This is a genomic window from Promicromonospora sp. NFX87 (assembly GCF_048564965.1).
In the GTDB taxonomy this organism is placed as follows: Bacteria; Actinomycetota; Actinomycetes; order Actinomycetales; family Cellulomonadaceae; genus Promicromonospora.
On the sequence record NZ_CP183414.1, the window covers coordinates 49252 to 62711 of the forward strand.

Consider the following 13460-nt stretch of genomic DNA (forward strand, 5'->3'; position numbering starts at 1 on the left):
ACACCACACGGACCGCACAGCAAGGAGATCCCCATGACCTGGCTCACCACACAGATCGTCACCGTCAAGGCCTGGTTCCAGCAGGCATCCCCCTCATCTCGCGGAGAGGACCCCGAGCGCGGCGACGCCATCCAGTGGATCCTCGTCGCAATCGGGGGTATCGCCCTGGCTGGGCTCGTCGTTCTCGCGCTGACCGGAAAGGTTGAGGAGCTGATCTCCCAGCTATGACCGCCGGTGCCACGTTCGTGCGCAGGACCATCGCCGCAGGGAGGCGCTGGCGCGATGCAGTGCGCCACGACGACCGGGGAAACCAGGCCCTCGCTGCCGTGCTGATCTACCCGTTCCTGCTCGCTTTCGTGTTCGGGCTCTTCCAGACGGCGTTCTACTTGCACGCTCGCAATGTCGCTCAACACGCCGCCAACGGCGCCGTTCAAACCGCACGCCTCGAAGGTGCCACTGACGCCGATGGTGTCGCCGCAGCCGAGGTGCGTCTCGACGCCGCTCAAGGCGTAGTGATCGACCCAGCCATAAGCGTCACACGCACCCCGATCGAGGTCACGGCCACCATTCACGGAGCCGTCCCCTCCATCATCCCGTTCATCCCGGATTGGTCCCTCGATCAGACGGCGAGCGGGCCGGTCGAGAGGTGGATCGAACCATGACGAGGACCAAGCCCCACAGAACGCCCGATACGGAGCGCGGTGACATGGCCATCAGTACCGTGATGGTCACGGTCGTCTTGACAGCCTTCTTCCTCACCGCGATCGCTTTCGGCCGAGTCTCCCTGGCCGAGATCACGGTCAGTGCCGCGGCCAGCGAGGCAGCCAGATCCGCCTCTTTGAGCCGAACAGTCGCACAAGCGCAGGTGAACGCAGAACAGGCGGCCAGTTCGACGCTGACGAACCGCGACCTGAAATGCTCCACCACCAGCGTGCACACAGACCTGAGCGCCTTTCGTGTCCCGGTAGGCCAACCAGGCACGATCACGACCACAGTCACCTGCGTCGTCCCGCTACGCGACCTCGGCCTTGCTGGCCTCAGCTCCTCGCGCACGATCACGGCGACCGGACACTCCACACTCGATGCCTACCGGGAGAGGGGATGACGATGAGGTCTCACCAGGAGGACCCCGAGCGCGGCGACGCCTCGCTGTTCATCATGGTCAGCGCCGTCGCCGTGATACTCGCCGTCGGCTTCATCGTCGATGGTGGCGGAAAGCTCGCAGCCACCGACCAAGCCCAGTTCGCGGCCGAGCAAGCCGCACGCGCAGCGAGTCAGAGTGTCTCGGGCGCTTCGTTGCGCGCCGGCACCAATCCGACCGTCGACGCCTCAGGGGCGCTCGCGGCAGCTCAGGATTCTCTTGCGGCAAATGGCGTCACTGGGTCGGTAAGGGTCTCCGCCGGCACGGTCTCCGTCGACACCGCCACTACGTACAAGACCAAATTCATTAGGGCAATCGGATTCCCATCCCTGCCCGCAGAGGGTCACGCCAGCGCCGAACTTGTACGCGGAATCACCCAGGGAGGCCAGTGATGGGCGGCACTTCTCTGCGCCTACTGCGGGGCCTGGGCGCGCTCCTAGTCCTCGGCGCCCTCATCATCGGTCTGCCGGCGCTGCTCATCGCCGTGGCCGGCAACCCGATCCCCAGCGAGCTGCCTGACTTCGAGCACATCCGCGGGGTCCTGTCCCGGCCGGACTCCACCGGGGTCGTCACGTCCACCATCCTGACCTTCGTGGCCTGGATCGCCTGGGCCACGTTCGCGGCCGCGGTGCTGGTGGAGATTCCGGCGCGCGTGCGCGGGCTGCCCACCCCGAAGGTGAGCGGACTCGGCGTCCAGCAGCGGATGGCCTCCGTCCTGGTCGGCGCCGTCGTCGCGATGCTCGGCGCGGGACCGCTTGCGGCCACTGCCGTCGAGGCCGCGCCCCAGCAGACCGTCGCGCAGGCCGCCGCCGTCTCCACCGCCGCTGCTGCTACAGGCGCCATCGACCTCGCCGCACAGCCGGCCGCTGCGTCGACGGCTTCGGAGCGCGAGGAGCGCAGTGCGTCCTCCCGGGGGAGGGAGGAGACGCACGAGTACACGGTGCAGCGAGGAGACAGCCTGTGGCGGATCGCCGAGCGCGAGCTCGGTGACGGGCAGCGGTACAAGGAGATCGCAGACCTCAACTACGGACGTCAGCAGCCTGGCGGCTACAGCCTGGACAAGTCCCACTGGATCGACCCGGGCTGGGTACTCCTCATCCCGGGGCCTGCCGCTGCCCCGGTCAGCGCCGAGGGCACGGCAGGCGAGTACACGGTGCGGCCGGGGGACACCCTCTGGGACATCGCGGCCAGCGAGCTGGGCCGTGGTGAGGACTACCCGCGGATCATGAAGGCCTCGCGGGACATCGTCCAGCCGGACGGCAGCACGCTGTCCGACCCCGACCAGCTCCAGCCAGGTTGGACGCTGCGGATCCCCGCCCAGCAGGCGTCGGCCCCCGCTGCACCGCAGGCTGAGCCCAAGCCGCAGAGCTCCCCGAAGGCGGACACCCGGGCCGAGCGCGACGTCGCCGACGAGCCCACACAGGCGCCCGCAGACGAACACCCGGCGCCTGCTCAGGAGGCCCTGCCCGTTTTGCCGCCGGCGTCTACCCCGGCTGACCGCCCAGCGGCAGCGGAGACGCCCCAGGCCTACGACCCACTGCCCACCAGCGAGCCAGAGACCCTCGGCGCGGACGTCGCGCAAGACTCGGAGATCGCGCAGGATTCAGACGACACCGAGGAGGCAGCGTTCCGTACCGCTGCGGGGATCGGCGGCCTGCTTGCGGCCAGTCTCGTTGGCCTGCTCGCCTTCCGTCGCACCCTCGCGCGCCGGCGCCGGCCGCCGGGTCAGCGCATCATCCTCCCCGCACCGGACTCCGAACCGTCAGAGCTCGAGGCGGACCTGCGAGCCGTCGCCGACCCAGCAGGGGTCGAGATCGTCTACGTTGCGCTGCGCTCCCTGGGCGCCTGGCACCGTAACCAGGGCCTGCCCCTGCCCGAGCTGCGCGCCGCACGGCAGTCCGGCAACACCATCGAGCTCTTCCTCGAGGACGAATCCGACCTGCCCGAGCCATGGAAGCCGATCGACGGCAGGTACGTCTGGCGCCTGGTCGCCGACGACGCCGCGGCGCTGGACCTTGCCGCTGACGCGTCGACCATGCCAGCCCCGTACCCGTCGCTGGTCACCGTCGGCCTGGACGAGGAGAACGCGAACCTGCTGCTCGACCTGGAGCAGGTGGGCTGCCTCGGGATACGTGGAGACCAGGGCGTCGCCTCTGCGCTGCTGACCGCGCTCGCGGTCGAGCTCGGCACCAGCGTCTGGGCCGACGACCTCCAGGTCACCCTCGTCGGAACTCTGCCCGACCTCCCTGCGGCGATCGACAACGGCAGGATCCGGCACGTGTCCAGCCTCGCCGAGATCTCACGGGAGCTCGAGGCACGTGCGGACGCCGTGACGGCAGCAATCGAGGAGGCCGGCGCGACCTCCCTGGCACAGGCACGCGGGCGCGACGAGGCCGGCGACACGTGGACGCCGGAAATCCTGCTGGTCGGCGCCGAGATGGATCGCGCTGACCGGATGCGGCTGGAAGGTCTCGTCAGTCGGGTCCCGCGGGTCGGGGTCGCAGCCGTGGTTGCTGGCACCCGGATGGGGGAGTGGGTCCTCGACCTCAACCCCGTCGACCCAGACACCGCGGTGGCGCCGACAGGGACGCTGCAGCCGGCCGGGATCGTCCTGCGTCCTCAGCAGCTCAGCGAGAGCCACCTGGCCATGATCAGCGAGCTCCTGCACCAGCCGGAGGAGGGCGTTCCCGGGCCCGCGTGGGGAGCAAACCTGCAGGAGGTGCCCGCCCCCGAGCTGGAGGACCTTGAGACCAAGATTCCAGCCCTCACCATCGTGCCCGTCGACCAGGCCGTCGTCGACGACCCGAGCTCCATGCCTGAGTTCGACCGGCCCGCGAGCGCCGCGGTGCCGGACCTGGAGGATTCCGGTGTGGCCGGTCAGCAGGAGCTCCCGGCTGGCCGGGCTGGGGTTCAGGTGCAGGTTGAGGTGCCGGCACCTTCTGGGCCGGTGGTACGCGTCCTCGGCGACGTCGAGCTCGATGGAGCGACTGGGGTCGCGCCGGCGCAGAACCATCAACGGCGGGACCTGGAGATCATCGCGCTGCTGGCGCTGCACCCCGAGGGTGTCAGCACCGAGAAGCTCACGTCGGCGATCTGGCCGAACTCACGGCCTGAGGCAGTGGCCAAGACCCGTAACCCGGCGATCTCGCAGACCCGGCGCTGGCTCGGCCAGGACGAGGACGGCCAGCCGTTCTTCCCGCTGTTCTCCGACGGGGTCTACCGGCTGGCCGAGACTGTGACGACCGACTGGGACCAGTTCCTCGCGCTGGTCGGCGAGGACATCGCCTTGACACCGACCGAGCAGCTGCTCGCCGCGCTCTCGCTGATCCGCGGCCGCCCGTTCAAGAACGCCAAGTCGACCCGGTACATCTGGGCTGACCCACTGGCCGAGGAGATCCGTGCGGCCGCGGTCGACGTCGCCCACGAGGTGGCGTCTCGTGCCCTGTCGAGCGGGGACGCCGCGACCGCGCGGCGCGCTTCGGAGGCTGGCCGCGCTGTCGATCCGGCCGACGAGCGGGGCTGGCGTGACGGGATCCGGGCCGAGTGGGCCGCCGGCCGGCGCGAGGCAGCTCAGCGCCTGGTCGACCAGCTGCGTGAGTCTCTCTCCGACCTCGACCTTGAACCTGAACCTGAGACTGAGCATCTTCTCGCCGATCTCGCCGACCGCATCGCTTAAGGAGCGACGACGTGACCACTTCCATCAGCACCCATCACCACGGTGGCCGACGGACCTTGCGCACCGTGCTCGTCTCCGCCGTGCTCATGACCGCGGTAGCCGGCTGTTCCATGTTCGGATCCGCGGACCCCACGCCCTCTCCGTCGACGCCCGCCGCCACCACCACCGACGCACCGACCAGCTCACCGAAGCCGAGCGATCCGGCCGAGGCAGCCAAGCAGCAGAACATCGACGACGCACGGCAGCGATACGAGGAGTTTCTCGCCATCGGCTCGAAGCACGCCAAGGCAGGAACCAGCGCGTTCGAAGAGCTCCTGAACAAGGGCTACCTCGGTGACAACGAGATCCAGGCATCGGAGCAGTCCTACTGGGAACAGTTCACCAAGCAGAAGCTCAAGCAGGTTGGTGACGGCGAAGGCGTCGTCTCCGTGCAGGTCCTCGACTACGAGGGCGACACCAGCAAGGACGGTGTCCTCGGGCACCGCGTGCACATGGAAGTCTGCCTCGACAACACGGGCCTCGACATCGTCAAGCCTGATGGGAGCTCGATCCTCCAGGAGGGGGTCTCTCAGAAGGTGATCATGGATGTGCTGATGCAGGGCCAGGAGACCGGACTCTGGTCGGTCCGCGAGAGCACCGGCACTGGACGGACGTGCTGACATGAGGATTGCTGCGTCGATCGTCTTCGCGCTTCTCGCGGTGCTGTTCGCCGCGCCCGTCGCGAGCGCCACCGAGCCGATCTGCGAGGAATACGACCGCTACGGCAACTGCGTCATCGGGATCGAGATACCCGGTAACGACGGCGGCACCACGCCCCCGATCGACAACCCCGGTGGCGGAGACGGCGGCGGGGGCGGGGGAGGCGACACGAAGTGCCGCTTCCAGGGCGACGAGATCCCCTGCAGCAACGGGTTCGGGACGTGGAACGGCTCCTGCTACGTCAAGCAGGCTGACCCACAACCGCCGAAGGACGACCCGATCTGGGACGGGCACGATGACGGCGTGATCGTCGAGTGCTTGCCGTATATCTGCATCCCCACCGGTGGAGACAACATCCCGATCACCGACTGCCCTGGCCGGCAGATCTACTGGGCCCCCGCACCGCCGCCCGGTGGTGGAGGACCGACGCCTGAGCAGCTCGCGCGGCAGGCCATCGAGCAGATGAACTTCCGCGCCGGCGAGATCGCGATGGCGCCGCAGGGGGTCAGCGTCGTGGGCTTCCAGACCTGGCTCTGGGTCGGCGACCCTGGTGAGTCCACCACCGGACCGATCGAGCGATCTGTCGGGGGCGTCACCGCGACCGGAACCCTGGACCGGATCGTGTACGACATGGGTGACGGGCAGACCGTGACCTGCCAGGGCCCGGGGACCCCGTACAAGGAGAGCTACGGCGACGCGGACTCCCCTGACTGCGGGCACACCTACACGCGCACCAGCCGGAATCAGCCGGGTCTCGCCTACACCGTGACGGCCACCTCGTACTGGACCGTCAACTGGGCCGGCGGCGGACAGTCCGGAACGATCCCGCTGGACTTCACCACGAGCGTCCAGCACCAGGTGGCCGAGCTGCAGTCGATCCTCAGGCGGGACGCTTCGCTCCAGTGATCCCGCTGCTCGACGCACCCGCCCGCCAGCTGCACCACGCGAGACACGTTCCAGAGCCCGCAATCCTGACCAGCGACGCCGACCACAACAGGAGACAGCCCCTCGTGAGCCAGACCTCCCGATCATCCTCGCGACGCCTCGTCCTGACCGGAGCCGTATCCGTCGCCCTCATCTCGACCGGGTCCGCGTACCTGGCGATGGTCCAGTTCGGCATCGACGTCCTCGCCATGAACCAGGGCACCGCCTACGCGACGGCGGGCGTCTTCGAGCTGTCTCTGGTGACGGTCGCGCTGCTGGCCCGCGAGGCCGCGCGTGACAACCGGCCCGGCGGCACCCTGCTCGCCCTGACCTGGGCGCTCTCGTCAGCCTCGGGCGTGTTCGCGGCATGGCACGAGGCGTACATCGGCCACCCGGTCGGCGCCGTGCTGTTCAGGTTCATCGTGCCGCTGCTCGCCGCCCTCATGTGGCACCTCGCCCTGATCGGAGACCGGCACCTCGCCACCGGCACGACCTGGTCCGCGATGCGGCAGTCCGCGCGCATGCACGCGCTCTTCCTCACCACCGAGGACCTGTTCCGGGCGCAAAGCCTGAACGACGGATCGCGCGCCGCGCGCCGTCGGCTCGCCCGGGCCGAGGCCGGACGCCGCCGCGCCCGCTCGGTCGCGCTCCGCACCGTGCCGCCCATGGAGATGCGGGCGCAGGTCGCGGCCTGGTGCGAGGCGCTCGCGGCCGTCGGGGACGGGACGGCCGACGTGGCCCGCCTGCACCTCGCCGACCGGCAGCGTCTCGCCGGCGTCGCGCGGGACCTCGAGGACGCGCTTGTGCTCGAGCGTGCCGCGATCAACGCGACGATCCGCGAGCTCACGGACGATGCGACCGTGGACATGGACATGGACATGGACGTGGACATGGACGTGGACTTGTCCACCCAGTCTCGCGAGACGGTTTCCACCGATCACCGTGGACACATTGTCCACGGACACCCTGCCGAGGCTGTCTCCGTAGACAACGTGGACAGTGTGGACAAGCTGCACAACGTGGACGGCGTGGACAACGTGGACGATTTCGCGGAACCACGGCGGGCTGTCTCTGCCGCGAGGGTGGACAGGTCCACGGAGACGGTCCACGGGAGGATCCGCGAGGGAGACGGTGGACGGTCGTCTACGTCTACGTCTACGTCTACGTCTACGTCTACGTCTACGTCTACGTCTACGTCTACGTCCACGTCGTCCACATCCACCCGCGGACTGCCTCCTGAGGTGGTCGACCAGATCGTCGAGCTCGGCAAGGCCGGCACGAGGGCAGACGAGGTCGTTGAGCGGACCGGGGCAGGGCGGTCCACGGTCTACAAGAAGTGGAGGGAGAACGGCGTTCCGACGCCTGGCTACGGCACCCCGCGCGTAGACAACTTGTCTACGCTCTTGTCCACGCCGCACGGCGTAGACGACGGAGCGGAGCGCGTGTCTCCCGAGGCCGCGCCGTGGACAACGGTGAAGCTGACGCCGTCCACGGCGCTCCCGGAAAGCGAGCCGCGTGCCGTGGAGACGGGACACGAGCTCGGGGCCGGCCGACGCGGCGCGGACGCGGTTCGGGCTCACAGAGGGTCTCTCGTCGGTGCAGGCCGGCCCTGATCGGAGACACCTGTCCACGGTGGACGGCGTCTATGGAAACCAGATCTCCGTAGACGCCGTCCTCGTTCGTCGCACTCCAGAGACACCTGTCCACCGTGGACAGGTGTCTCCGTCGTCTCGCGCCCGAGCCGCCCACGGAGACTCGCTCGTAGACAACCCCTTGTCCACGCGAACGCGGACAATCTCCGTAGACGAGTCCACTGTCCAACAGCGAGCAGCGAGACGTACCGCGTCCAGCGCGACACTATGTGCCGATGACATCCGCAAGCCGAGACCTCGAGCCCGACGGCTACGCCGAGCTGCTCACCGAGCTCAAGGACCGGGTACGCGCCACCCAGTTCCGGGCCGCCCGCGCAGCCAACACCGAGGTCCTGCGCCTGTACTGGTCCATCGGGCGTGGAATCCTCGACCGGCAGGAGACAGCTCGCTGGGGCGCCAAAGTCGTCACCCGACTCGCCGCCGACCTGCAGCGCGAGTTCCCTGATCAGACAGGCTGGTCACGATCCAACCTGCTCTACATGCGACGCGCGGCCGAGGTCTGGCCCACAGAGGACGAGTTCGTCCACCACGTTGGTGGACGATTGCCCTGGCGGCACGTGACCGTGCTGCTCGACCGGCTCGACACCCGCGAGGACCGCGACTGGTACGCGGCGCTCGCGGCCCAGGAGGGCTGGTCCCGCAACGTCCTCGAGCACCACATCAAGGTTGGTTTACGCCAGGCGCAGGGTGCGGCGCCGACGAACTTCTCCCGGGCCCTGGAAGCTACGGACTCCGACCTCGCGCAGCAGCTGGTGAAGGACCCGTACGTCTTCGAGCACCTGGCCCTCGTCAAGCGACGTGACGAGCGGGCCGTCGAGCAGGCCCTGATGGACCGGCTCCAGGACACCATGCTGGAGTTCGGCCGCGGCATGGCGTTCGTCGGCCGGCAGGTACGACTGACCGTCCCGGATGACCGCACCAACGAGGTCGACGAGTTCTACGTCGACCTGCTGTTCTTCTCCGCGGACCAGCTGCGCTACGTCGTCGTGGAGCTCAAGGTCGGCAAGTTCGAGCCCGCCCACCTGGGCCAGCTGGGCACGTACGTCGCCATCGTCGACGACCAGTACCGACGCCCCGCGATCCACGCGCCGACGGTCGGGATCCTGCTGTGCACCGGCAAGTCCGGGCCCACCGTCCGGTACGCCCTGGCTTCCACCTCAGCCCCGCTCGCCGTCGCCGACTACTACGGGCTACCCGACGACGCTCGCCAGGCCCTGCCCACCGCGGAAGAGCTGCAGGCCGTGATCACCGACGAGCTCGACCAGCAGCCCTGATCTCTCAGGTCTGGGCGGCAGGACCCTCCAGACCGAACATCTGGCGTACGCCGGCGGTATCGCCCTGGCGCCACAGATCGAACAGCGCGAGCGTGGCGACGACGGGGAAGTCCAGCGTGTCGACGAACTCACGGCGCCCGAACACCGCGAGCGCCCGCGAAGCCGGCGGCCGCTTGTGCTGGTGATTGACCACCAGCACAACGCCAGCGACGGGCTGGCCCGTGCCCACCGCCGGCCACGTGCGCAAGTGCCGGTGTGGCGCCTCAGCCAGGCTCTCTGGAGCGTTTCCGCCGACGGACTTCACCTCGACCAACAGTCGGCGGCCGGCGTACTCGACGAGCAGGTCCGCGCTGACTGTTCCGAGGATGTCGTCGAGCGGAGTGACCGTCACACCTGCGTCGACCAGGACCTTCGCTACGGCCTTGTCCAGCTCCGCACCCGAGCCGAACAGCAGCGGGTCGCGCACCGCCGAGACAGCAATGCGCTCGGCCGCGAGCGCCTGTTGCAGTTCGTCTTTCGCCTGTTCGTAGCGGTCCGTGAGCGTCGTGATCTGGTCGGTGAGGTCACGTTCGCGGGACGACTGGAGTTCGGGCTGGTCGGCGATGTAGCTGCGGGTGCGGGCTGCGGCGGTTGGGATGAGATCGGGCACCGCACGGTCTGTTAGCCACTGCAGGATCGGGTCGTAGGTCTGCAGGCGGGGGACTAGGTAGTGGTAGGTCGGTGTGTCGTATTCGCCGGCGTCGGTCCAGACTGCGGCGACGGTCAGGCCGTCCGGTGTGACGAGGAGCGGTGTCCATTCACCGAAGGACGCGGTGTCGTCCTCCTCTGGGTCGTCGTCGACGTCGATTGCCCGCCACTGTGCACCTGGGGCGTTGAGGATTCTTAGTGCGAGGTCGCGGTCGGTGGGGGACAGGTCGTCGCCAAGAGCTGGCGCCCTTGAGAGCTCGATCGGCTGGCCGAGGACCTTGAGCGGCGGAAGTTCGTAGAGGTGCTGGTGGGGCAGCTCTATCTCTCGTGCATGGGCTGCGAACCCGCTCAGGATGTCCGACCAGTCACCCTTCATCGGTCGATGAGGAGTGGTGGTGGAGATGTACAGGGCGGCCTCGCCGCGCGTCTCGGCGCCGAGCTGGAAGCGCACCCAGTCATTGCCGAGCAGCTCAGAAGCCTCGAGGGCGGCGACGGCGTTGCTGGGGTCGTCGCCAACCCACCGCGGCAGCAGGCCCATCGAGGGCCATGGGATTTCGTCCGTGACGATCTGGGGTCCCGTGGGGCGAGGGAGGCCGTGGCGGACAGGCATGCTGGCGCGCTTTGCCCACTCCTCGGGCCGGAGAGTGCCGATGTGTACCTCAAGCTTTTCCTGCACAAGGCGTGAGCGTAGGGCGGCTCTCTGACATCCCGGTATCGCAAACCGACGACTCGCCGAGGCTTGATCCTCAATCCTGTGCCTGTCGACGTCGACGCCGGTGAGATTCGTCTGGACCGGGGGCGGGGAGAACGACTACCTATCATAGAACTTATGTTCGATGCTGCGAAGGGTGTGACGCGGCTTGAGCGCGCCCGCGCGGCCCTGGACGGGGCAGAGCTGCGCGTGGGTGTCCGCTCTCGCGCTGAGGTCGTGACGCCGCTCGCGCCGCCCGAGCCTGCTCCCCTGGTGGACCTGCTGCCTGACCGCACGTTGCCTGTCGGCGCCGTGGTGTCCGTGCAGGGCCCGGGTCCGCTGCAGGGCTCGGCGTCGCTGACTGCCTGGTTACTCGGCGCGACACAGCACGGCCGGCCGGTCGCCGTCGTCGGCTGGCCCGAGCTCGGCGTGGTGGCCCTGAGCGAGGCTGGCGTCGACCTGGGCCGGCTCTACGCCGTGCCCGACGCCGGCGGACAGCCAGCGGGGGTTCTGGCCGCGCTCGTCGCCGGGTTCGAGATCGTCGTAGCCGGCCCTCGCCTGCCGCTCACACCGAGCGAGCGGCGCCGGCTCCTGGCTCGCGCACGCCACCTCGACACCACGATCCTGTCCGCCCGTCCCTGGGAGGGCGCGGCGCTGACGCTCGAGGTCGAGCGCGCGAGCTGGAGCGGACCCGCCCGCGGTGACTACTGGCTACGCCGGCAGCGACTGACCGTCGTCCGACGCTCCAGCGCCGACGGCGCCGGCCAGGCCTTCGAGGTCGCACGGCAAGACGCGGACTCACCGAGCGTCACCGCCGCAGTGCGAGCTCGCGCGGCCGGCCAGCTCACGGGGTGAGCTCGTGGACGCCGACGCCGACGAACAGCACAAGGCAGGTGTCAATCGGCGTGGAACGGCACTCATCTCGCCGACGTGCGGGTGCCTTCGTGGTAGCCGCGGCAGTCAGGGCAGCGGCATCCCGCGCGCCAGCCGTTCGGTGCTCCGTGCGCGAGCTCGGGGTTCCGCCCGGCCATCAGGGCCCGGTCGAGCCGGGCGGCGAAGCCGGGATCACGCCGCCGGTGCGCGGTCAGTGCGGCCGGAGCGATGCCGTGCTTGTCGAGCGCCTCGCGGTAGGTGACGCCGGCGGTCAGCTCGGCCAGCAGCGGGTTCTCGCGGGGCTGCCACCAGGCGACGCGGACGGCCTCGCGGCGCGCTCGGGTGTCGGCGTCGTGCCCCGCCCGGCAGAGGTCGCACGGGCAGCCTGTCCGCCACCGGCCCGGGGAACCATGCGGGCTCTGAGGTCCGCGGCCGCCGCGCTGCCGGGACTTGTTCCCGGCGGCGGTGACCTGTCGGCGCGTCCACGGACCAGTCTCGGGCAGCCAGCCCTTCGTGATCCACAGACTGATCGTCGCGGGCGTCACCCCCGCATGACGCGCCACGGCCATCCTCGAGTCCAGCAGCGTGGTCCGGCGAGTAGTCGACACCCGACGACAATACCCCCGCACGCACGGGCCCAACCGGCGTCCGTGCCAGCCACGGGGAAGTCGGATCGCGGCAACCCCAGAACCGCACAGACAGGCAGACGTCAGGTCGTGACGGGAACACCGTCGAGGATCGCGAGGACGTCGACCACCACGTCCTCGGGGTCGTATTCATGACCGCTGCGGAGCAGCTGGACGACGTCGCCAGCGAACTCGGTCCGGGCCCGGACCGTCAGGCGCAGTTCCTCGAGCTCGTCGACGCCGTCGGACGTCATGACGTAGGACGTGACACCGCCGTCGAGCTGGACGTGCTCCGCGAGCCCGGTGTCCAGGACAGAGCGTGCGAGCGTGTCGGCGGCCCGTCGCCCGCTCATCGTGGTGGTGATCTGGCAGAACTCGGTCGTCTCGCTCGGTATATAGATCATCGTCGCCTCACTATGTCGTGGACTGCGGGTGGTGCGCCAGCACTCTCTTGCCTATGTGGTGCAGCAACGACTCCGCGTCGTGCAGGACGTCCTTGGTCAGGTGCCGGAAGTGATTGGTGCCCTCCCGGAGGAAGACCGCGGTCAGCCGCGAATCGTCACAGCTCGGCACCACGCACCGCAGCTCCTCACCAACCAGCTCCCGGTAGGCCGCCTGTGCCTCTTTCGTGGACGAGACGTCGCGAGTGGGAAAGAAGACGACCTCGTTACTGGTCCTGGCGATCGCCACGGTCATCTGCGGCTTCCCGGCCTGAAAATCTCTCAGCCGGCGCTCGTGCTCGAGATCCATGGGCCGATGATCCCCTGGGCCACTGACACCGCCGGCGCCGGCCACTGTCTGGGGTGCGGGCTAGTCTCGACGGCATGTCCACACCCGACGTGGCCCCCGAGCGCCCTCGCCCTGTACTTGACCGCGCTACGGGCGTGCGCATCACCATCGCGATCGCTGTGATGATGTTCGTGATCCCCGCGGTGATCCTGCGCGACGGCGTTGACCCCCTCAGCGTGGTGCTGGCCGCAGGCACCGTCGTCCTGCTCGCGCTCACAGCCATCCAGGTATGGATGCTGAGCACCGCTGCCCACCACCTCTCCCGGTGGACACTCAGGCTCGTGTGGACCCAGCTCACCGTGATGGTCCTGCTGCTCGCCGCCATGCTCGGCGGCCCGATCGTAGAGGCCGTGTTCAGCCCAAGCCCCTAAGTCACTACTGCATCTGTAACGCTCAAGCGTTACAAATGCAGCTCAGCCTTGCGCTCG

Annotated in this window: 15 protein-coding genes; 11 read left to right on the top strand and 4 right to left on the bottom strand. The window is 68.9% G+C overall.

Translation table 11 applies throughout. The features are described 5' to 3' along the window. Window positions 1-33 precede the first annotated feature (33 nt). The 9 genes from ACNYC2_RS29590 to ACNYC2_RS29630 all read left to right on the top strand — a co-directional run bounded on the left by ACNYC2_RS29590 (window position 34) and on the right by ACNYC2_RS29630 (window position 9366). Window positions 34-228, top strand: a complete 195-nt coding sequence (locus ACNYC2_RS29590) for a hypothetical protein (RefSeq protein ID WP_419708049.1) — start codon at window positions 34-36, stop codon at window positions 226-228. Beyond that, window positions 225-662, top strand: coding sequence for a TadE/TadG family type IV pilus assembly protein (locus ACNYC2_RS29595; protein ID WP_419708050.1), 438 nt, complete (start codon window positions 225-227; stop codon window positions 660-662). Before ACNYC2_RS29590 ends, ACNYC2_RS29595 begins: the two co-directional genes overlap by 4 nt. Continuing rightward, the gene (locus ACNYC2_RS29600; protein WP_419708051.1) at window positions 659-1105 is read left to right on the top strand and encodes a TadE/TadG family type IV pilus assembly protein; all 447 of its coding nucleotides are present in this window, start codon (window positions 659-661) and stop codon (window positions 1103-1105) included. Before ACNYC2_RS29595 ends, ACNYC2_RS29600 begins: the two co-directional genes overlap by 4 nt. Before the next feature lie 2 nt (window positions 1106-1107). Beyond that, on the top strand, window positions 1108-1533 hold the full coding sequence (locus ACNYC2_RS29605; RefSeq protein WP_419708052.1) for a pilus assembly protein TadG-related protein: 426 nt from the start codon (window positions 1108-1110) through the stop codon (window positions 1531-1533). Then, window positions 1533-4817 (top strand): LysM peptidoglycan-binding domain-containing protein, encoded by a 3285-nt coding sequence (locus ACNYC2_RS29610; protein ID WP_419708053.1) that lies wholly within the window; start codon window positions 1533-1535, stop codon window positions 4815-4817. The genes ACNYC2_RS29605 and ACNYC2_RS29610 overlap by 1 nt, the downstream gene beginning before the upstream one ends. A gap of 11 nt (window positions 4818-4828) precedes the next feature. After that, window positions 4829-5476 (top strand): hypothetical protein, encoded by a 648-nt coding sequence (locus ACNYC2_RS29615; protein WP_419707934.1) that lies wholly within the window; start codon window positions 4829-4831, stop codon window positions 5474-5476. 1 nt (window position 5477) lies between these two features. Continuing rightward, window positions 5478-6422, top strand: coding sequence for a hypothetical protein (locus ACNYC2_RS29620; protein ID WP_419707935.1), 945 nt, complete (start codon window positions 5478-5480; stop codon window positions 6420-6422). Window positions 6423-6526: 104 nt separating this feature from the next. Then, entirely contained in the window at window positions 6527-8053 is a 1527-nt protein-coding gene (locus ACNYC2_RS29625; RefSeq protein WP_419707936.1) for a hypothetical protein, read from the top strand. A gap of 254 nt (window positions 8054-8307) precedes the next feature. Next, on the top strand, window positions 8308-9366 hold the full coding sequence (locus ACNYC2_RS29630) for a PDDEXK nuclease domain-containing protein (RefSeq protein ID WP_419707937.1): 1059 nt from the start codon (window positions 8308-8310) through the stop codon (window positions 9364-9366). Window positions 9367-9370: 4 nt separating this feature from the next. Here ACNYC2_RS29630 and ACNYC2_RS29635 read toward each other — a convergent pair whose 3' ends face one another. Continuing rightward, on the bottom strand, window positions 9371-10729 hold the full coding sequence (locus tag ACNYC2_RS29635) for a hypothetical protein (protein WP_419707938.1): 1359 nt from the start codon (window positions 10727-10729) through the stop codon (window positions 9371-9373). Between the two features lie 153 nt (window positions 10730-10882). Between ACNYC2_RS29635 and ACNYC2_RS29640 the strand changes: the two genes are divergently transcribed. Beyond that, window positions 10883-11599 (top strand): hypothetical protein, encoded by a 717-nt coding sequence (locus ACNYC2_RS29640; protein ID WP_419707939.1) that lies wholly within the window; start codon window positions 10883-10885, stop codon window positions 11597-11599. A gap of 62 nt (window positions 11600-11661) precedes the next feature. Here ACNYC2_RS29640 and ACNYC2_RS29645 read toward each other — a convergent pair whose 3' ends face one another. From ACNYC2_RS29645 to ACNYC2_RS29655, 3 genes are all read right to left on the bottom strand, one after another. Next, window positions 11662-12225, bottom strand: a complete 564-nt coding sequence (locus ACNYC2_RS29645; protein ID WP_419707940.1) for a hypothetical protein — start codon at window positions 12223-12225, stop codon at window positions 11662-11664. 101 nt (window positions 12226-12326) lie between these two features. Next, entirely contained in the window at window positions 12327-12647 is a 321-nt protein-coding gene (cutA, locus tag ACNYC2_RS29650; protein ID WP_419707941.1) for a divalent cation tolerance protein CutA, read from the bottom strand. A gap of 10 nt (window positions 12648-12657) precedes the next feature. Then, a complete protein-coding gene (locus ACNYC2_RS29655; RefSeq protein WP_419707942.1) occupies window positions 12658-12993 on the bottom strand; it encodes a hypothetical protein in 336 nt (111 codons plus the stop codon). Between the two features lie 74 nt (window positions 12994-13067). Between ACNYC2_RS29655 and ACNYC2_RS29660 the strand changes: the two genes are divergently transcribed. Beyond that, entirely contained in the window at window positions 13068-13403 is a 336-nt protein-coding gene (locus tag ACNYC2_RS29660; protein WP_419707943.1) for a hypothetical protein, read from the top strand. Window positions 13404-13460: the final 57 nt, after the last annotated feature.

Excerpts from the sequence above, each read along its gene's own strand:
- ACNYC2_RS29590 (WP_419708049.1), top strand. The coding sequence starts at position 34 with ATGACCTGGCTCACCACACAGATCGTCACCGTCAAGGCCTGGTTCCAG.
- ACNYC2_RS29595 (WP_419708050.1), top strand. The coding sequence starts at position 225 with ATGACCGCCGGTGCCACGTTCGTGCGCAGGACCATCGCCGCAGGGAGG.
- ACNYC2_RS29600 (WP_419708051.1), top strand. The coding sequence starts at position 659 with ATGACGAGGACCAAGCCCCACAGAACGCCCGATACGGAGCGCGGTGAC.
- ACNYC2_RS29605 (WP_419708052.1), top strand. The coding sequence starts at position 1,108 with ATGAGGTCTCACCAGGAGGACCCCGAGCGCGGCGACGCCTCGCTGTTC.
- ACNYC2_RS29610 (WP_419708053.1), top strand. The coding sequence starts at position 1,533 with ATGGGCGGCACTTCTCTGCGCCTACTGCGGGGCCTGGGCGCGCTCCTA.
- ACNYC2_RS29620 (WP_419707935.1), top strand. The coding sequence starts at position 5,478 with ATGAGGATTGCTGCGTCGATCGTCTTCGCGCTTCTCGCGGTGCTGTTC.
- ACNYC2_RS29630 (WP_419707937.1), top strand. The coding sequence starts at position 8,308 with ATGACATCCGCAAGCCGAGACCTCGAGCCCGACGGCTACGCCGAGCTG.
- ACNYC2_RS29640 (WP_419707939.1), top strand. The coding sequence starts at position 10,883 with ATGTTCGATGCTGCGAAGGGTGTGACGCGGCTTGAGCGCGCCCGCGCG.
- cutA (WP_419707941.1), bottom strand. The coding sequence starts at position 12,647 with ATGATCTATATACCGAGCGAGACGACCGAGTTCTGCCAGATCACCACC.
- ACNYC2_RS29655 (WP_419707942.1), bottom strand. The coding sequence starts at position 12,993 with ATGGATCTCGAGCACGAGCGCCGGCTGAGAGATTTTCAGGCCGGGAAG.
- ACNYC2_RS29660 (WP_419707943.1), top strand. The coding sequence starts at position 13,068 with ATGTCCACACCCGACGTGGCCCCCGAGCGCCCTCGCCCTGTACTTGAC.